The following is an 18177-nucleotide window of genomic DNA, read 5'->3' on the forward strand; positions in this document are numbered from 1 at the left end:
CATGCTCGAAATCAAGAATCTGCACGCCAGCGTCGACGGCCGTGAAATCCTGCGGGGTATCACCTTGCGCGTCGACGCCGGCGAAGTGCATGCGATCATGGGGCCCAATGGCTCGGGCAAAAGCACACTCGCTCAAGTGCTGGCGGGCGCCGAGACCTACGAGGTCAGCGGCCAGGTCCTCTACGACGGCCAGGACCTGCTCGCCATGGCGCCGGAAGCGCGCGCGGTCGCCGGCATCTTTCTCGCGTTCCAGTACCCGGTCGAGATCCCCGGCGTGGGCAACCTCTACTTCCTGCGTACGGCCCTCAACGCCGTGCGCAAGCAGCGCGGGCTCGAAGAGCTCGACGCCATGGATTTCCTCGAGCTCGCCAAGGAACGCATGGCGCTGGTCGAGATGGACCAGAGCTTCATGAACCGTTCGGTCAATGTCGACTTCTCGGGTGGCGAGAAGAAACGCAACGAGATCTTCCAGATGGCAATTCTGGAGCCCAGGCTGGCCATTCTCGACGAGACCGACTCGGGCCTCGACATCGACGCGCTGCGGATCGTCGCTGCCGGCGTCAACGCGCTGCGGCGCAAGGATCGCGCACTGTTGATCATTACCCATTATCAGCGACTGCTCGACTACATCGTCCCGGACCGCGTCCACGTCATGGCCAACGGCCGGATCGTGCAGTCCGGCGACAAGGATCTGGCCGTCCAGCTCGAGAAACACGGCTATGCGAGCTTCGAGCAGGCCGTGCCAGTGCCGGGTGCAAGGCCATGAACACCGCGCCGATCACAGCGTTCCTCACTCGGCTCGAGCCCAGGGTCGACCCACGGCATCCTGCCTGGCTGCAGGCGTTGCGTCACGCGGCGTTGCAATGGGTGGCCGAGCAAGGCTTTCCCACGACCAGGGATGAGGCGTGGAAGTACACGCGCGTCGCGCCCATTCTGGAAATCCCTTTCCAGCTGGCCGAGCAGGGCACGAGCCAGCAGCTGTCAGTTGCCCGGCTCGAGCAGCTCGTTGGTGACTATGGCGGCCCGCGTCTGGTCTTCGTCAATGGCTATTTCGCCGCCGAGCTCTCGGCGCTCGAAGGGCTGCCTCCTGGCATCCTGGTCAGCCATCTCGCGGCGCAGTTGTGCGCCGACAGCGGGGCGCTCGAGGGCCTGTTCGCGCATGCCTTCCGTGCGCAGCCGCAGGCCTTTGTGGCGCTCAATGCGGCCCTCGCCGAGGACGGTGCGTTGGTGCAGATACCCGCCCAGACGACAGTCGAAGCACCGATTCACCTGGCGTTCCTCTCGGCCCCGGGCGCTACGCCGCGGGTGATGAATTCCCGCGTTTTGGTACAGCTGGGGGCAGGGAGCCGCGCGACCCTGGTGGAAAGCCACGTCGGCAGCGAGGGCGAGGTCTACTTCAGCAATACCGTCAGCGAGGTGGTGCTCGATGCGGGCGCGACGCTCGAGCATTACAAGGTACAGAACGAGAGCGCGGCGGCGTTCCATGTTGCGCTGCTCAGCGTGCGCCAGGCCCAGGGCAGCCATTTTACTGCACACTCGTCGGCCCTCGGTGCGGCCCTGGCACGCCAGGAAGTGCGGGTCGTGCTCGAGGGCCTCGGCGCCCAGGTCGCCTTGAACGGCCTGTACCTGCCCCGGGGCGAGCAACACCTGGACAACCAGACGACCATCGAGCACCTGGCGCCGCGCTGCACCAGCCGCGAACTCTATAAAGGCGTGATCGATGATCGCGGGCATGGGGTCTTCGACGGGCGGATCATCGTGCGCCCGGGTGCGATGAAGACGGACGCCAGCCAGACAGTCAAGAACCTCTTGTTGTCGGCCTCGGCCCAGGCCAACACGCAGCCACGGCTGGAAATCCTTGCCGATGACGTCAAGTGCGCCCACGGCGCCGCCGTCGGCCAACTGGATGAGCAGGCAATTTTCTACCTGCGCTCGCGGGGGATTCCCCGGGAGGCGGCGCGGTCTTTGCTGATCTATGCGTTCATCAGCGAAATGCTGGCGCTCATCGACCTGAAGCCGTTGCGGGCCCGTGTGGAGCGAATGGTCGCCGTGCAGTTGCAGGGCCAGGAGGTGACGGCATGAGTGACCTCCAAGCGCTTCCCAAACAGCCCGGGCTTGCGCCAGGCTACGACGTCGAGCGCGTGCGCGAGATGTTTCCGATCCTCGCGCAGCGGATCTATGGCAAACCGCTGATTTACCTCGACAGTGCCGCCACCAGCCAGAAGCCGCAGGCGGTCATCGACGCCATGTCGCGGTTCTTCTTGCAGGAGAACGCCAACGTGCACCGTGGCGTGCACTACCTCTCGGTGCGCGCCACCGAGGAGTACGAGAAGGCCCGGGCCAAGGTCAGGGGCTTCCTCAATGCCGAACACGTCGAGGAGATCGTTTTCGTGCGCGGCACCACCGAAGCGGTCAATCTTGTGGCGCAAACCTATGGCAAGACCCGGCTGCGCGCGGGTGACGAAGTCCTGATCAGCGCCATGGAGCACCATTCCAACATCGTGCCCTGGCAGATGCTCTGCGAACAGACCGGCGCCCGGTTGCGGGTGGCCCCCATCAACGACGCTGGCGAACTCCTGCTCGATGAGCTGGAACGACTGATCGGGCCCAGGACCCGGCTGCTGGCCGTCACCCATGTCTCCAATGTACTCGGCACCATCAACCCCATCCGGCGCATCGTCGAACTCGCTCACGCCCGGGGCGTGCGCGTGCTGGTCGACGGCGCCCAGGCGGCGCCCCACCTCAAGGTCGACGTGCGTGCGCTGGGCTGCGACTTTTATGCCCTGTCGGGCCACAAGATGTACGGCCCTACCGGCATCGGCGTGCTCTACGGCCGCCGCGAGCTGCTCGAGGCCATGCCGCCCTATCAGGGCGGCGGCGACATGATCCTCTCGGTCAGCTTCGAGAAGACCCTCTACAACGTACCGCCGTACCGGTTCGAAGCGGGAACGCCGAACATGGTCGGCGCGATTGGCCTGGGCGCTGCGATCGACTTCCTCGGCGAACTGGGGCCAGAGGCCATCGCCGCCCACGAGCAGGCGGTGCTGGCCTACGCACAGAAGGCGCTGGCGACGGTGCCCGGCCTCAGGCTGATCGGCACTGCTGCGCTGAAAGTCGGCGTACTTTCGTTCGTGCTCGAAGGTATCCACCCGCATGACATCGGGACCATCCTGGACCGCGAAGGCGTCGCGATCCGCACCGGGCACCACTGCGCACAGCCCTTGATGAACCGCTTCGGCGTGGCCGCCACGGCCCGCGCTTCGCTCGGCTGCTACAGCAACGAGCAGGATATCGATGCATTGGTGGCCGGGCTGGCCAAGGTTCGGGAGGTGTTCGGTGAGTGCTGATGAACTGCGCGACCTGTACCAGGATGTGGTCATCGACCACGGCAAGCGGCCGCGCAATTTCCGCCGGATCGAGGATGCTACCCGTACGGCGGAGGGCTTCAATCCGCTGTGCGGCGACCAACTCAGGGTCTATGTCAGGCTTGCGGACGGCCTGATCGAAGACATCGCCTTCCAGGGTGTCGGCTGTGCCATTTCCCAGGCCTCGGCGTCCTTGATGACCCTGGCGGTCAAGGGGAAGAAGACGGAGGAGGCGCTGGCACTCTTTGCCCGTGTGCATGCGTTGCTCACCGAGGGGCCAAGCGCCCGGGTGACGCCCGCGGAGCTCGGCAAGCTCGCGGTGCTTTCGGGGGTATGGGAGTTCCCGGTGCGGGTCAAGTGCGCGACCCTGGCCTGGCACACGCTGCGCAGCGCCCTCGAAGGCGGCAACTCACAGGTCACCACGGAGTAGGTCATGGCAGCCGATCCAACCCTTCCCGGCATTCGCCTCAGCGACTCGGCACGGCGAATCCTGCGCGCTGCCCTGGCAGATGAGAGCGGGGGCGCGGTGCGACTCCGGATCGACGAGCACTTCAATCACGAGTTGCTGTTCGAACCCGGTGCCGAGGGCGATGTTGTCGTCGAAACGGATGGCATCCGTCTGCTGCTCGACCCCGCGAGCGCCGGGCGTGCCGATGGCCTGGCCATCGACTTCGCGTATGAACTGCGTGGCGCCGGCCTGCACTTCGACAACCCGAACCAACCGGTGGTGAGCGGTGCCTTAGGCGTCCAGCAGGTGCTGGACATGCTGCGCACCGTCTACGACCCGGAGCTGCCAGTCAACATCGTCGACCTCGGGCTGATCTACCAATGCGAAACCCGGCCGCTCGAAGACGGCAGCCAGCGCGTCGAGATCAAGATGTCCATGACTGCGCCCGGTTGTGGGATGGGCGACCTACTCAAAGAGCAGGCACGCGCAAGGGTCATGAGCCTGCCCGGGGTCAGCCAGGTCGAGGTCGAGATCGTCTGGGAGCCACCCTGGGACCAGAGTCGCATGTCCGACGCGGCCCGCTTGCAGCTAGGCCTGTTGTGAGGAACCTGCCATGAGCAACCGACTTGCCAAAGAAACGTCCCCCTACCTGCGCCAGCACGCAGAGAACCCGGTCGATTGGTATCCCTGGGGCGAGGAGGCGTTCAACCGCGCGCGTGACGAGGACAAACCCATCCACCTGTCGCTGGGCTATGCCGCCTGTCACTGGTGCCACGTGATGGCCCATGAGTCGTTCGAGAACCCGGAAATCGCGCGTCTGATGAACGAGCATTTCATCAACATCAAAGTCGACCGTCAGGAGCGGCCCGACCTCGACGACATCTATCAAAAAGTCGTGCAAATGATGGGGCAGGGCGGCGGCTGGCCGCTGACGGTCTTCCTCACTGCGCAGCGCGAGCCGTTCTTTGGCGGCACTTACTTTCCGCCACACGACGGCCATGGCCGGCCTGGGTTCAGCCAGCTCTTGCGCGGCCTGAGCGAGGCCTGGCAGAACAACCGCGCGGCGCTGCGGCAGAACGTCGAGCAGTTCCTCAACGGTTACGGTGTGATGGAGACGCAAATGCTGGAGGGCGATACGCCGCTGGAGCAAGACCAGCCGGCTGCCGCCGCAAGGCTGTTCGCCAGGAACACCGACCCTGTGCACGGTGGCTTGGGCAACGCACCGAAGTTCCCCAATGTGGCCTGCCATGATCTGGTCCTGCGCCTTTATGAGCGCCTGCAGGAGCCGGACTTGCTGCGCTCGCTGGAGTTGACCCTCGATCGCATGGCCGCCGGTGGGCTCTACGACCACCTGGGCGGCGGCTTCGCGCGTTACTGCGTGGATGACCACTGGGCCGTGCCCCATTTCGAAAAGATGCTCTATGACAACGGCCAGCTGGTGAAGCTCTACGCCGATGCCTATCGCGCCACCGGCACGCCTGCCTGGCGGCGCGTGTTCGAGGAGACCATCGAGTACACCCTGCGTGACATGACCCATCCCGAGGGCGGCTTCTACGCCAGCGAGGACGCTGACAGCGAGGGTGAAGAAGGCAAGTTCTACGTGTGGACACCCGCGCAGGTGCAGGCCGTCCTCGGCGAGCCGGACGCCACGCTGGCCTGCCGGGCCTACGGTGTGACCGCCAGTGGCAACTTCGAGCATGGCACCACCGTGCTGCACCGCGCCGTCACGCTCGACGCCACGCAGGAAATGCACTTGCAGGGCCTGCGCGCCAGGCTGTTGGCGGCGCGGGCCCAGCGCATTCGTCCGGGGCGCGACGAGAACATCCTCACCAGCTGGAATGCGCTGATGATCCAGGGCCTCTGCGCCGCCTACCAGGCGACCGGCAGCGCAACTCACCTGGGCGCCGCCAGGCGTGCCGCCGACTTCTTGCTGGACCGCCTCTCGACGCCCGAGGGTGGCCTGTACCGGGCCTGGCGGGAGGGCACGGCCAAGGTGCCAGGCTTCCTCGAGGACTACGCCTTTCTTGCCAACGGGTTGCTCGATCTCTACGAGTGCGGCTTCGATCAGCGCTATCTCGAACGCGCCACGCAGTTGGTCGAGCTGATCCTCGACAAATTCTGGGACGACGGGCTCTACTTCACGCCCAGCGATAGCGAGCCGCTGGTGCACCGGCCACGGGCGCCGTACGACAATGCCTGGCCGTCAGGCACTTCGACCAGCGTATTGGCGTTCTTGCGGCTCTTCGAGCTGACCGGCCGCGAGCTTTATCGCGAGCGCGCCGAGCAAGTGTTCGCGATGTACCGCGCCGCCGCCGCGCAGAATCCCTTCGGCTTCGCCCATCTGCTGGCCGCGCAGGACTTCATGCAGCGTGTCCCGCTCAGCGTCGTCATCGCAGGCGAACGCAGCGAAGCCAGTGCCCTGGTGGCGAACCTGCAGCGTCGCTACCTGCCGGCCCGCGTCCTGGCCTTTGCCGAGGATGTGCCCATCGGCAAGGGCCGGCCTGCGCTCGCGGGGCAAACCAGCGCCTATGTGTGCCGCAACCGCACCTGCAAAGCCCCGGTGACCAGCGCCACGGAACTGGTGGAACTCTGCCTGGAGTGAAGCGTGTCAGGCCGCCGGGATCTGCCATCTAGGGTGCCAAGCCTCAGTGCAAATCCCGGCGGATGGCGTCGAGGCGTTCATCGAGCAGTTGCGTGAGCAGGGCATAGCACTGCGCGGGGGTGATGGAGACCGTCGGGGCATCGATGAGGCAGTGGCGCAGCTGTTCGAGGGCGTCGTGCAGCGCGCGGGGGGCGTGCCTGAGCAAACGTTCATGCAGGTACTGCAACTGGATGAGCATTTCCAGCGGGCAGTTGCTATAGGCGGCGGCGCGCACCGACAGGCCACGCAGCCGCCCGAGTTCCTCCAGCTCCCAGCAGCGTTCGGCAAGGCTCGGGGGTTGCAGATTGAGCGCACAGCGATGGAGTTCAAGGTGCTGGAGGGCGCCGAGCAGGTCTTGCAGCAGCCGGCAATGGCCATCGAAATCGGTGGGGTCGCGGCGTAGTGCCTGCCAGGCCTGCTGTTGCTGTGCGCAATAGGGCCATTCCCGCCAGCGTTGGTCGAGTGCGATGCCCAGGGACTGGCAGCGCTGGCGCGCCTCGATGGTGGTCTGGCCACCGAGACCGCGATGCTGTTGCAGGCCTTGCAGCAAATCCAGGCCCAGCAACAGTGCCCGTCGCAGTGCCGGATCGCCTTGCGGGAGCGGAGGGCGTGGCGGTTTTGTACTGAGTTGTGGAGTCATGTGCGGTTTCCGACGGTGAGCTGGTTGAGATAGCGGGTCAGATCGTGCAGCGCATGGGTCTGCGTGCTCTGCGCCTGTACGGCCCCATTGACCTGCTGCAACTGTTCGCTGAGGGCATGGTTGGCTTGCTGGTGCTCACTGAGGGCCTGTTGCATGGCGCCGAGTTGTTGCAGGTTGGTCTGGCTGCGGCGGGCCAGGTCGTCGAGATTGGCGGCCAGACGTTCGCTCTGCTGGCTGCCGGCTTCCAACAGGTCGCGGTGTTGTCCGACTTCGCCATCTACCTGGTGCACAGCGGTCGCGATCGCGGTGGCGGTCGTGGTGATTTCACGGGTGGCCCGGTCGGTGGCCTGGGCCAGGCTGCGCACCTCCTCGGCGACCACGGCGAAGCCGCGACCGTGCTCGCCGGCGCGGGCGGCTTCGATCGAGGCGTTGAGCGCCAGCAACTGGGTCTGCTTGGCCAGTGCCTGGATGTTCTGCACGGCGCGCTCGACGGCGGCGGTGCACTGCAACAGGGCTGTCACGGCCTGTGCGGTATTGCCCAGGCTGTGCTGGATGGCGAACATGCTGCCGCCCACGGCGCGCGCCTCCTGGCAGCCGGCCTCGCTCTGGGCGTGGGCGTCGGCGAACGCCGCCAGGGCCTGCACGGCCAGGCCGTCGATGCTGTGCAGGGTCTGATCGATCTGCTCGCTGGCGGCAGCGATCATGGCGAGCCTCTGGCTCTGCTCCTCGCCTTGGTCGCGGGCCCTCTGGGCCATCCGTTCCAGGGCGCGGCTGGCGAATTGTACTTCGCTGCGCAGGCGTTCGCCGTCGCGCAGTCGCACGCTGGCGGTTACCAGCAGCATCGCGGGGTCGGCATCCTGGCTGTGCAGCAGCCGCACCAGTTCGGTGTTCCAGAACTTCTGCAACTGGCATTGCCGGCGTTCGCGCAAGTGCCAGGCGCCGCCCAGGTAGAGTACGCCAGGCACCAGGGCCAGTGCGCCGGCGGGCTGTTCGGCGAGGGCCAGTGCGCAGGCGCCGAGCGCCAGCCCGAGCGGCAACCAGACGCCGGCCCGGCTGCGCTCGAGCAGGGCACTGCCGGGTTCGAACAAGGCGCTGGCGAGCGCCAGACGAGCAGGGCGCCGGCCCTTGGGCGGTGGCGTGATGGCGTGACCCGCGTGGGGCACTCCTTGAGTGGACATGGAAAATCCTTCTGTGCATGAAAGCAAAAACGGCGTACGCCCACCTTCCGAACTGCGGAGGGGAAGCGGACGCCGTTGCCCATGGTGCTTGCCTGGCCATCATCATTGATGGCACCGGCTTGGGCAGACCTTAGCAAGTTGTTTGCCAGCCTTGCCTTCGGCAGCGTGCACACGTCTGGACCCGCCGGTGCAATGCTTGTGACTGCGCCGTACTGCAGGCGCAGAAGGCGCCCGGCGCACCGCTAGCGGGAGTTGCCTAGCCACTGTGCTCTGTTCTGGTTCGGGCCCATCAGGGTCGTGAAGCGGTCGCAGTGCACGCAAGACTGTTGCAAAGGGTGAAGGCGAGCCGGCTGGCGCCATTCCAGCAATGACTTGGCACGCTACCTGCTTTTGCTCGGCAGTCCTGGTGATCAACGTCGATCACAAAGTGCTTGAAGGCACCGGACACGTGCGCCGGGCAGCGTTGCCAGGCGACACCTCATCGCTTCCCACAGACAGGCAAAGGCGCCTGAAGCTTTACGGCTTCGGGCGCTTTTTTTTTGCGTTTTTCCCGCACCAGCGTCACCCCGGATAAATACGAGTCAGGGAGACCGGAAAACCAACCTGTGAAGCCTTGTTCGAGGCTTCGCTCACGACCCATTAAGAGTGCATGCATTGGAGTTGCAAGAATGACGAAGTCTCCCCTGGTTCTGGCCATAACCGCAGGCGCCCTTGGTGCGCTGACACAACAGGCCGTCGCCGCCGGTTTCATCGAGGACAGCAAGGCCAACCTGACCCTGCGCAACTTCTACATCAACACCGACAACCGTGAAGGGGCCGCTTCGCCGAGCAAGCAAGAGGAATGGGGGCAGGGTTTCATCTTCAATTACGCCTCCGGCTACACCCAGGGCCCGGTCGGCTTCGGCGTAGACGCCCTCGGCCTGCTCGGCGTACGCCTGGACAGCGGCGGCAAGGCCGGCAAGGCGGGCGTGGACCGCACCCCCGGCACGCTGTTTCCGCTGGAGAGCGACGGCTCGCCGGTGGATGAGTTCAGCAGCCTCGGCCTGACCGCCAAGGCCAAGGTTTCCAACACAGAATTGCGCTACGGCACCTTGCAGCCCAAGCTGCCCGTGGTGTCCTACAACGACGGCCGGCTGCTGCCGGTTTCGTTCCAGGGCGGCCAAGTATCTTCCACCGACCTCAGGGACTTCACCCTGGTCGCCGGGCAACTGGAACACTCCAGGGGGCGTAACTCCACCGACGAGCGCAGCCTCTCGATCGCCGGCGCCAACGGCAGCAGCGCCAGTTCGCGGGACAGCAACAAATTCTATTACGCCGGCGGCGACTACAAACCGGGCAAAGACCTGACCCTGCAGTACTACTACGGCAACCTCGACGACTTCTACCAGCAGCACTTTGTCGGCCTGTTGCACAACTGGGCAATCGGGCCGGGCGTGTTGAAAACCGACCTGCGCGCCTTCGACAGCAGTTCCGATGGCAAGAACGGCAGCGCCGCCGGCCGGGCCGATGGCTTTGTCAGCAGCGGCTACTACGGCAACCGGGTGACCAAGGGCGAGGTCGACAACCGTGCCTACAGCGGCCTGTTCACCTATGTCGTCAGCGGCCACAGCTTCGGCGCCGGATACCAGGTGCTCAACGGCGACAGCGACTTCCCCTTCCTCAACCGCGGCGACGGGGAAGGCGCCAGCGCCTACCTGATCACCGATGTGCAGATCGGCAAGTTCCAGCGCGCTGGCGAACGCACCTGGCAGGTGCGCTACGGTTACGACTTCACCAGCATCGGCGCACCGGGCCTGACCTTCAACACGGTCTACCTGCACGGCGACAACATCAAGACGCCCAATGGCGACAAGAGCGAGTGGGAGCGCGACATTACCCTGGCCTATGTTGTCCAGTCGGGCAGCTTCAAAGGCCTGGGGCTGGCCTGGAGGAACGCCTCGCTGCGCAGTGAGTTGCCGGTTTCGGGCGCGGGTACGCCGACCCAGCGTGACCAGGACGAGAACCGTCTGATCGTTAGCTATACCCTGCCATTACTGTAGCTAACCTTCGCTTTCTGAGATGAAAAACGCCGGTCTTCAGGGATCGGCGTTTTTTCTTGAGCCCACGCACTGACGGATAACGTCCCCTTGGATTGTTACCTATTCCGTACACATCCATTACTTGGCACGCCGATAGTTACACAAAAAACCAGGAATATACTGATCGCACTCTTTGGCCTTTGATCGGTTGACCCACTCGACGCTTTACCAGCAGTTGATCGGTACCGATTCCTCTTCGAGGTATTCATGACTCCCGATCAACGATTTGTCCGTTGGGTCAAAATCGCTATCGTGGCTTTTGCCGTGTTTTTCATCTACTTCCTCGTTGCCGATCTGGCCCTCCCATTGACGCCGCAGGCGCAAATGACCCGGCCTGTGCTGAAAGTCGCACCCCGTGTTTCCGGGCAGGTAATTGAAGTGGCCATTGCTGATAATCAGCCCGTGAAGCCAGGCGACCTGCTGTTTCGGCTCGACCCTGAGACCTTCGAGCTGCAGGTTGAACAGGCCAGGTTGGCGGTCGAACAAGCCAGCCAGAGCAACGCAGAGCTCGATGCCAACCTCAAGGCGGCGAGGGCTGCGGTGAGCTCGGCACTGGCGAAGGTCAATGAATTGAACGCCCAGGCTGAGCGTTTTCGGGTGCTTGTCGGCAAGCAACTTGTTTCCCGGCAAAGTTACGAGCAAGTCGAGGCCAATCGCCAGGTCGCCGAGGCAGATGCCCAGGCGGCCAAGTCGCGCGTGGTTGAGCTGCAGGCTCGGCGCGGCAGCAGCACCAGTGACAATCTGCTGCTGCGCCAGGCCCGTAATGCACTGCGCCAGGCCCGCCTGCAGTTGGCCTACAGCCAGGTCCGAGCCGAGCGAGCCGGGGTAATCGGCAACCTCCAGCTGAGCACCGGCACCTACCTGCAAGCCGGTACCCCGGTCACCGCGCTGGTGGAGGATGACATCGATGTGATCGCCGACTTTCGCGAGAAAGCCCTGCGTTTCAGTCGGGTCGGCACGCGCGCGATGGTGGCATTCGATGCTCGCCCGGGCGAGTTGTTCCAGGCCAGGGTCAGCCATGTGGATGCCGGGGTCAGGGAAGGGCAGATGGATGCCAATGGTGAACTGGCCGCACCTGTACAATCGGATCGCTGGGTGCGCAACGCCCAGCGCCAGCGGGTGCATCTGGTGCTGGAGCAACCCTTGCCGGCGATGCTGCCCACCGGGGCGAAGCTGACGGTGCAGCTGCAGCCGTTCGATAATGCCTTTGCGCACTTTCTGGCGCGGGCGCAGATTCGTCTGGTCAGCCTGATGCACTATGTCTACTGACGCTTTGCCTGCCAAGGCAAAGAGCCTGCTAAGCGAGAACGAGCTGCGCCAATGCCTGCGGATTGCCACCGGCGGCGCCCTGATGTTTTTCATCAGCAAGCTGTTCAGCCTGGAATATGGCGCTTTATTCTGCGTTTATCCCGTACTGTTGCTTGGCCTGGTACCGCGCCTGAATGTGCACCTGGTCCGCCAGTTCTTCGCCCAGAGTGTGGTGGTGAACCTGGAGGTCGGCCTGTTGTATGGCCTGTTCGGCGATCGGCCGAGGCTGATGATCCCCATTGTCTTTCTGTTGTTTTTCTACCGATTTGCCCTTATGGCCCGGGGGCAGTTGTTTCTGTTCAGCGCACTGGGAGTGGTATTCCTGGCGATACAGCTGAATTTCGCCAGCTACCCGCAGACCAACGTCATCGATATGCTGTGGTGCAACAGCCTGGCGGTGATCTCGGCGGCGCTGGTTGCCGGGCTGATGTTCTACCTGTTCCCCGATGTCACACCGCGTCAGCCTCGCGCACCTGCCAACAAGGACCGCGCCAGCATGCGCCACGAAGCGCTGCTCGGTGCAACGGTGGCGACCCTGTCGGTGGTTGTGTTCCAGAGCCTGAATCTGGTCGATTCGCTGTCGGCCCTGGTGGCCAGCAACTTGTTGCTGTTCCCCATGCATTGGAAGGGCGCGCATTTCGCCGGGCGGATCCGCGCCGTCGGTACCTTGCTCGGCTGCGCCATGGCCATGGTGATGATGCTGCTGTTCTACAGCCATCATGATCTGTTGCCGTTGCTGACCCTCGTGCTGTGGGGCGCGATGATGATCGGCGCCCGTTGGCACGGCCTGGAAAAGGGCATTTCCGGGATCGGTATGGGGTCGCTGACGACGTTGGCGATTTTGTTCGGTCAATCGTTGAGCCCGGCCAATGACATTATTTTTCAGATCCTTTATCGGCTGAGCTCGGTGTGCGTGGCGGTATTGCTGACCTTGTTCGCAGTGTTTCTGGTGCATGGGCTGCTAAATCGGTTTGAGTGCACGCGGCATATGAGTCACTGACAGGATCGCCTGGCTAATACGAGTATGAATCAACAACCCGTTTCACCTTTTCGAGCGCTTCCTGGAGCGCGGGCAGCGATACAGATCCTAGCGCCAGGCGAATCGCATGGGGTACCTGTACAGACGTCGCAAAGGGTTCGGCAGTCGAGACCGAAATCTGCTCGCGCATAAGCGCTGCCGCTATCTGGTCGGCTCGAACCTCTTCCCCCAAGGGTAGCCAGACAAAATAGGAGGAGGGGTGGCTGATGTAGTGGAGTCCTGAGAGTGCAGCATTGGCGATTGATTGACGAACCCTGGCATCGCGACGCTTCTCCTCCTCCAGTCGTGTGACAGTGCCATCGCCAAGCCAGACACAGGCGATAGCCGTCATGATGCCGGGTGTGTTCCAGGTGGTGGCGCGGATGATTCGTTCAATGGCGCCGACCCATTGAGTGGGAGCTGCAACAAATCCAACGCGAAGCCCGGTGGCAATACTTTTTGAGAAGCCCGAGACGTACACGGTAGTTTCTGGTGCAAGTGTCGCCAATGGAGGGGCTGGATCCTGCGCTAAAAAGGCATAGGCCCCATCCTCGATAATAAGCAGCCCGTACTTGCGGGCTATCGCTACCATCCTTAGTCGCCACTGCATGCCGGTCACCCATCCCAGCGGGTTGTGCAGAGTTGGCATCGTGTACACGGCACGTACGCGCCGACGCTTGCACAGCTGCTCGAGAGCGTCGAGGTCGGGTTCATGGCCTGCAGAAGGAACCGGTGCGAGTTCAAGCCGGTGTGTCTGCGCGAGCACTTTGAAGCCTGGATAGGTCAAGGCGTCGGTCGCAACGACGTCACCGGGGCGAAGCAGCGCCATGACAGTGGCTGCCAGCCCATGCTGTGCACCACTGACGATCAACACTTGATCCCCGCCCACGGCCAACCCGCGACATTGGAGATGTTGCGCCACCATGGCCCGCTCATGCTTGCGCCCTGCATGAGGCTGATAGCGCAGCATTGCCTCCAGGTCGCCGGAAATCGCGAGTTGGCGCAATGCACCTCGTAGCAACTCGGCCTGGCCAGGCAGAGACGGGTAGTTGAAGTTGAGATCAAGGAGGCCTGAAGCAACCGCAAGCTGGTCGATGCCCAGCTCTGGGGGTAACGAGGTTTCCCGCACAAAGGTACCTCGCCCGACTTCTCCGCTGACCAGGCCCATGGCCTCAAGCTCCGAGTAGACGCGGGTAGCAGTAACCAGGGCCAGCCCCTCTTTTGCCGCAAGTTCGCGGTGTGTAGGTAGACGCGTGCCGGGCTGAAAACGCCCTGCCTGGATATCGGCAGCCAATGCATCGACCAACACTTTGTAGCGGGAGCGAGCCATGGCCAATGTATCCAGTACAATTATTTGATTGTACTGATTCTCGGCTCTAGCATCTTCCTGCGCAACTGATTCGCATGGCCAGCACCCGAGGGTGATCCGGGGGAGGGCCATCGTCTTGAGCAGCTCATTCCTCAATCAAATCTGCACGGGAAGGCGACAACATGCACATCGCTATTTTGACCTTCGAAGGCTACAACGAACTCGATTCGCTCATTGCTCTGGGGGTGCTGAATCGCGTCAAGAAGCCGGGTTGGCGAGTGTCGATTGCCAGCCCCACTGCCCGTGTTCGCTCCATGAATGGGGTAGTCATCGAATCACAAGCAACGCTTCGAGAGGCCAGTGAAGCCGATGCGGTCATTGTCGGCAGCGGTATGCTGACACGTGAGGTCGTCGCTGACCCAGCCCTGATGGCGCAGTTGCAGTTTGATCCCGGGAGGCAGCTGTTGGGTGCACAGTGCTCTGGCACGCTTGTATTGGCGAAGCTGGGTCTGCTCGAAGGTGTTCCAGCCTGCACCGATCTGACGACCAAACCATGGGTTCAGGAAGCGGGTGTGGACGTGCTGAACCAGGCTTTTTTTGCGAAAGGCAATGTTGCCACCGCCGGAGGCTGTCTTGCCTCTCAATACCTTGCCGTCTGGATCATTGCCCGCCTGGAAGGTATGGAAGCGGCGGCAAGCGCGCTGCATTACGTCGCGCCGGTGGGGGAGAAGGATGACTACGTGTTGCGTGGGATGCGGCATATCACGCCCTATCTGCCTGCTTGATTTAAGCCACGATCAGGTCACCGCCCCAGGCGTCGCAGGGGCTCCCCGGCGATCTTGAGATCTTGCGCATGCTTCGCACGCGAGCGCAGCCTGACGGCAGCGGCTACAGGGTCCGCATCTGCCCCAAAAATAGCGCTTGCACGATAAGGGGCAAGACGGTATCTACGCCGACCGTGTCACACCGAACCGTTGTAGCCGCTGCCGAAGGCTCGGTGCGCCGCTGCGACGCTGGGGCCGCAAGGCCCCCTGGCGCCCTTGAAATCTTGCACCTGCGGCAGCGGCAGAGACCGCAGCGTGCTATCTGGATCGATTCCGGTGGCACAGGGCGATATCAGCAGCACACGAGGCGCTCCCTTCGAACTCATGCATGCACCCAGAACGCGCTCTCGGCAAACTCGTCTCCATTCCACCAATTTGCCTTGCCGGTTCCATAACTGAAATTCTTTGCCCCTGCCTGGCTCTGCAAGGGGGCTGTAACGTCGCCAGCTGCATCGCGCTTGGCGCTGAAATCAGCCACTTCAGGAACCACCGCGACGATATGTCCTGATTTCCCATCCTCTTTGCGGCGCGCCACGATCAACCCGATGGCCCCCTGGTTTGCGGCCTGCTGGAGTTTGCTGAGCGTTCCGGTCTGTCGCCACCCAAATTCGGCGCCAAAGTCACGCAGCCAGCGGAACAGGTCGTTGGCGCGCATCTCGACAATGGTGTCGCCAATGAGGGGCTCCACCTGCGAGCCCTTGCTGAGCGCAATGACGGACTTCGCCGTCCACCACACCCGTGGCAGGTAGACGCCTGCCAAATGGCAATAGTCGTGGCAGTAAATATTGCAGAAGGTAAGGCCCTCGCGAGGCTGGAACCGCTTGTTCGAGGTCTTGTCCACCGCCAGCCATTTGATGATGGCAGCGAGCTCCGTGCGCAATTCGTCCGGAGTCGTTCCCTGGCGGGTAGGCTGGTCCGGCTCGTTCAGGGAATGCGCACCTGCTGTATCCGTACGCTTGGTCACGCGACCGGGCTTTCTCGGCATCGATACGGCAATGACCCCAGCGTGCGGTGGCGTTTGTGCAGGCGTGACGACGGGTATCTCGTGGACGGCGGGCGTAGATACCAGGAACTTCTGCGAGGCGAATCCGCGCAGTAGAGCACCTGCCAGGGATGTTTCCACTTCACGAAAACCGTTCCTGGCTTTGTCGGTAACGGCACGTACTGGATGCCCATCCGGCAGGTGGCCGATTACGTTCGCCTGGATCGGCTCGCTTTTCCTGGGTTCACTTCGCAAGCGAAGCATGCCTTCGGTGGTGTCGACCTTGAAGAATTCACCTTGCGCAGTAACGGGACTTGGCGCGGGTATCAACGCGATACCGGCCGCAGGTGCATTCAGTACAGATGCAACCCCTGGAAGGGCTACGGTTTGGGCGAGCCGTATGAAGTCAAAAATCTTCTCGCCATAGAATCGGCTGCCATCGAAATGGCCCTGCCGCAATCCCTTTTTCGGGCTGAAACCGCCGGTGTTGTACGCGATGCCAATTGCGGCGAGCTCAAGCTCGCTGAGTGTTGGCCGCGTTTGCAGTCCCAATTTCTTCAGCGCGCGTTTCAGCTCGGCGATACACATGCCTAAGGTCTCTTCGAACCTCTCGTACCGCCTCTGCAGAAAGTAATCCGGATCGCCCTTGAAGAACTGCAGATCGCGTTGAAACATGCCGAAGCCATGACAGAACTTGTTCGGTTTTTTGGCGACTTCGGCAAAGCCGGGGATATGTTCGGCCATGTCGACGAGGGCTTGATGGGCTATGTCAAACATTTCAGCGCCACGTGGCGCTGCCATCAACTCGGCCTTGTTTCTGGGGAATGCGCTGCGACCCTTGTTGTCGTCCAACGTGTCGCCCACGCACAGGGCAAGGATCTTGTCGTTGTTCATTTGCTTTGATCTGAGGGTAGCCCAGACGAACCCGGTTTCCTGGCAGGCGATAGCAGCGATGAAATCGACGGTCAAAGGTGTGCCTGCAAGTTCAGGCTCGATCAATGCTTGAAATTGGGTCTTGAACCACAATACGTCGGCGCTGTTTGCCATGGTGTCCTCCATCGCTTGCCTGGAAAGGTTGGCGAATAAGTATTGCGATCCAGCTGTCCGCTTCGAAGGCCCATGCCCACGGCTGGACTTTCAACCTTTGCGGATCCATTGCGCTTCGGGGGATAAGATCAACACGATTACCTCTCCTTCTCAGTAAAACTGCGAATAGGAAAGTGTCAAGTTTTCGTCTTTGTACTGTGCGCTCGTCAGTCTATTGACTTTCGATGCATCAATTTGAGATTCGGGCGACGCCGAACGCCCCATTTTCAGCCAATAGCGTGGCAATCAAGGCGCTACTGTCGAGGATGTGCAAGTGGCGCGTCACCCATTCGGGTGGCTGGCGAAACGGAGGCACACTGTCACAGATGACGATCTGCTCAAAAAGCGGGTTGTCGATCAGGTCGCCACCACCGGTAAACAGGCCATGGGTGGCTGCGGCGAACAGCCGAACGGCACCGGCCTTCTGACAAGCACGACCAGCGTGTATCAGTGTATTACCGGTGCTGATCAGGTCGTCGACAACGATGGCTATCTTGCCCTGGACTTCGCCGACCAGCAGTGTGCCGGTGAGCGTGGCTTGATCACGGTGCTTTTCCATCAGTGCACCGCCCACCGGACGGCCCAGTCGCCGCTCCAGGGCCTGACGAAACTGCTCGGCGCGCTTGGCGCCACCGGTATCCGGGGAAACGGCAACCACCTCGGTGTCACCGACGAGCCCGGCGAAATGTTCGGCGAACAATTGCGCGCATTGTACATTCCACGTCGGAATACGAAAGGCGTTGTCGAACGCCGCCGGATTGTGCACCTCCAAGGAGACCAGACGATCCACACCGCAGGCTTCCAGCATGGCTGCCAGGTATCGCGTGATGATTGGGTCCTGAGGTTGGATGCGACGGTCCTTGCGCCCATAGCAGAGGTAGGGGGTCACCACCTGCACGTGGCGAGCGCCGGCATCCTTGAGCGCTCCGCAAAAAAACAGCAGACGACACAGCTTATCGTTTGCGCTTTGCCGGCCGTCCCCATACAAGGCATGGAACACCACGACCTCGCGGCCGTTGACCGGGTCCAATGGTCGGCATTTATGCTCGCCATCCTCGTAGTCGCACTCCTCATGGAGTGCCAGTTGACAGCCAAGCCGTTGCGCTACGTGGGTTGCGTAGTGCTCAGTGCCTTGCAAGGCGAACAGAAGAGGGCGTTCGGCGAGCATGCTTTTGGCTCCTGCGAGGTTGTCACGCTGATCATAGACCCGATAGTGCGCCATGGCGCGGCTTTGGCGCACTGGCTTGTGATTGAGTTCAATAGATACTGGCGCCGTGTGGGGCGGCACCAGTAAGCATCC

15 protein-coding genes are annotated in these 18177 nt (G+C 62.7%); 10 read left to right on the forward strand and 5 right to left on the reverse strand.

The window, feature by feature from the left end; genetic code table 11:
* Nucleotide 1: 1 nt before the first annotated feature.
* The 6 genes from sufC to NVV94_RS12710 are packed head-to-tail and all read left to right on the forward strand — an operon-like array spanning nt 2 to nt 6415.
* Nucleotides 2-766, forward strand: a complete 765-nt coding sequence (gene sufC / locus NVV94_RS12685; protein WP_258447459.1) for a Fe-S cluster assembly ATPase SufC — start codon at nt 2-4, stop codon at nt 764-766.
* Nucleotides 763-2082, forward strand: a complete 1320-nt coding sequence (gene sufD, locus NVV94_RS12690) for a Fe-S cluster assembly protein SufD (RefSeq protein WP_258447460.1) — start codon at nt 763-765, stop codon at nt 2080-2082. Before sufC ends, sufD begins: the two co-directional genes overlap by 4 nt.
* Nucleotides 2079-3347 carry a cysteine desulfurase gene (locus NVV94_RS12695; protein WP_258447461.1) on the forward strand — a complete coding sequence of 423 codons (1269 nt, stop codon included), beginning with the start codon at nt 2079-2081 and terminating at the stop codon, nt 3345-3347. Before sufD ends, NVV94_RS12695 begins: the two co-directional genes overlap by 4 nt.
* Nucleotides 3337-3795, forward strand: coding sequence for a Fe-S cluster assembly sulfur transfer protein SufU (sufU, locus tag NVV94_RS12700; protein WP_258447462.1), 459 nt, complete (start codon nt 3337-3339; stop codon nt 3793-3795). The genes NVV94_RS12695 and sufU overlap by 11 nt, the downstream gene beginning before the upstream one ends.
* A 3-nt stretch (nt 3796-3798) precedes the next feature.
* The gene (locus NVV94_RS12705) at nt 3799-4416 is read left to right on the forward strand and encodes an iron-sulfur cluster assembly protein (RefSeq protein ID WP_258447463.1); all 618 of its coding nucleotides are present in this window, start codon (nt 3799-3801) and stop codon (nt 4414-4416) included.
* A 10-nt stretch (nt 4417-4426) separates the two neighbouring features.
* On the forward strand, nt 4427-6415 hold the full coding sequence (locus NVV94_RS12710; protein ID WP_258447464.1) for a thioredoxin domain-containing protein: 1989 nt from the start codon (nt 4427-4429) through the stop codon (nt 6413-6415).
* Between the two features lie 43 nt (nt 6416-6458).
* Here NVV94_RS12710 and NVV94_RS12715 read toward each other — a convergent pair whose 3' ends face one another.
* Complete coding sequence (locus NVV94_RS12715) at nt 6459-7094, reverse strand: hypothetical protein (protein ID WP_258447465.1); 636 nt, start codon at nt 7092-7094, stop codon at nt 6459-6461.
* On the reverse strand, nt 7091-8272 hold the full coding sequence (locus NVV94_RS12720) for a methyl-accepting chemotaxis protein (RefSeq protein WP_258447466.1): 1182 nt from the start codon (nt 8270-8272) through the stop codon (nt 7091-7093). The genes NVV94_RS12715 and NVV94_RS12720 overlap by 4 nt, the downstream gene beginning before the upstream one ends.
* Nucleotides 8273-8940: 668 nt before the next feature.
* On the opposite strand from NVV94_RS12720, the gene NVV94_RS12725 reads away from it, so the two are divergent.
* From NVV94_RS12725 to NVV94_RS12735, 3 genes are all read left to right on the forward strand, one after another.
* A complete protein-coding gene (locus tag NVV94_RS12725) occupies nt 8941-10311 on the forward strand; it encodes an OprD family porin (protein WP_408733471.1) in 1371 nt (456 codons plus the stop codon).
* Between the two features lie 246 nt (nt 10312-10557).
* Nucleotides 10558-11619: an HlyD family secretion protein gene (locus NVV94_RS12730; protein WP_258447467.1), complete on the forward strand. Its 1062-nt coding sequence runs from the start codon at nt 10558-10560 to the stop codon at nt 11617-11619.
* Nucleotides 11609-12658, forward strand: a complete 1050-nt coding sequence (locus NVV94_RS12735; RefSeq protein ID WP_258447468.1) for a DUF2955 domain-containing protein — start codon at nt 11609-11611, stop codon at nt 12656-12658. Before NVV94_RS12730 ends, NVV94_RS12735 begins: the two co-directional genes overlap by 11 nt.
* A gap of 13 nt (nt 12659-12671) precedes the next feature.
* Here NVV94_RS12735 and NVV94_RS12740 read toward each other — a convergent pair whose 3' ends face one another.
* The gene (locus tag NVV94_RS12740; RefSeq protein WP_258447469.1) at nt 12672-14006 is read right to left on the reverse strand and encodes a PLP-dependent aminotransferase family protein; all 1335 of its coding nucleotides are present in this window, start codon (nt 14004-14006) and stop codon (nt 12672-12674) included.
* A gap of 161 nt (nt 14007-14167) precedes the next feature.
* Here NVV94_RS12740 and NVV94_RS12745 point away from each other — a divergent pair, with 161 nt between their 5' ends.
* Nucleotides 14168-14770 (forward strand): DJ-1/PfpI family protein, encoded by a 603-nt coding sequence (locus tag NVV94_RS12745; RefSeq protein WP_258447470.1) that lies wholly within the window; start codon nt 14168-14170, stop codon nt 14768-14770.
* 361 nt (nt 14771-15131) lie between these two features.
* Here NVV94_RS12745 and NVV94_RS12750 read toward each other — a convergent pair whose 3' ends face one another.
* Nucleotides 15132-16838, reverse strand: a complete 1707-nt coding sequence (locus NVV94_RS12750) for a hypothetical protein (protein ID WP_258447471.1) — start codon at nt 16836-16838, stop codon at nt 15132-15134.
* Between the two features lie 229 nt (nt 16839-17067).
* Complete coding sequence (locus NVV94_RS12755) at nt 17068-18045, reverse strand: ribose-phosphate pyrophosphokinase (RefSeq protein ID WP_258447472.1); 978 nt, start codon at nt 18043-18045, stop codon at nt 17068-17070.
* Between the last annotated feature and the right edge of the window lie 132 nt (nt 18046-18177).

The organism is Pseudomonas sp. LS1212, from assembly GCF_024741815.1.
Classification (GTDB): Bacteria; Pseudomonadota; Gammaproteobacteria; order Pseudomonadales; family Pseudomonadaceae; genus Aquipseudomonas.

Coding starts and splice junctions, on each gene's coding strand:
- NVV94_RS12735 (WP_258447468.1), top strand. CDS start 11,609: ATGTCTACTGACGCTTTGCCTGCCAAGGCAAAGAGCCTGCTAAGCGAG.
- NVV94_RS12745 (WP_258447470.1), top strand. CDS start 14,168: ATGCACATCGCTATTTTGACCTTCGAAGGCTACAACGAACTCGATTCG.
- NVV94_RS12705 (WP_258447463.1), top strand. CDS start 3,799: ATGGCAGCCGATCCAACCCTTCCCGGCATTCGCCTCAGCGACTCGGCA.
- NVV94_RS12755 (WP_258447472.1), bottom strand. CDS start 18,045: ATGCTCGCCGAACGCCCTCTTCTGTTCGCCTTGCAAGGCACTGAGCAC.
- NVV94_RS12695 (WP_258447461.1), top strand. CDS start 2,079: ATGAGTGACCTCCAAGCGCTTCCCAAACAGCCCGGGCTTGCGCCAGGC.
- NVV94_RS12710 (WP_258447464.1), top strand. CDS start 4,427: ATGAGCAACCGACTTGCCAAAGAAACGTCCCCCTACCTGCGCCAGCAC.
- NVV94_RS12740 (WP_258447469.1), bottom strand. CDS start 14,006: ATGGCTCGCTCCCGCTACAAAGTGTTGGTCGATGCATTGGCTGCCGAT.
- sufD (WP_258447460.1), top strand. CDS start 763: ATGAACACCGCGCCGATCACAGCGTTCCTCACTCGGCTCGAGCCCAGG.
- NVV94_RS12720 (WP_258447466.1), bottom strand. CDS start 8,272: ATGTCCACTCAAGGAGTGCCCCACGCGGGTCACGCCATCACGCCACCG.
- NVV94_RS12725 (WP_408733471.1), top strand. CDS start 8,941: ATGACGAAGTCTCCCCTGGTTCTGGCCATAACCGCAGGCGCCCTTGGT.
- NVV94_RS12715 (WP_258447465.1), bottom strand. CDS start 7,094: ATGACTCCACAACTCAGTACAAAACCGCCACGCCCTCCGCTCCCGCAA.
- NVV94_RS12750 (WP_258447471.1), bottom strand. CDS start 16,838: ATGGCAAACAGCGCCGACGTATTGTGGTTCAAGACCCAATTTCAAGCA.
- NVV94_RS12730 (WP_258447467.1), top strand. CDS start 10,558: ATGACTCCCGATCAACGATTTGTCCGTTGGGTCAAAATCGCTATCGTG.
- sufC (WP_258447459.1), top strand. CDS start 2: ATGCTCGAAATCAAGAATCTGCACGCCAGCGTCGACGGCCGTGAAATC.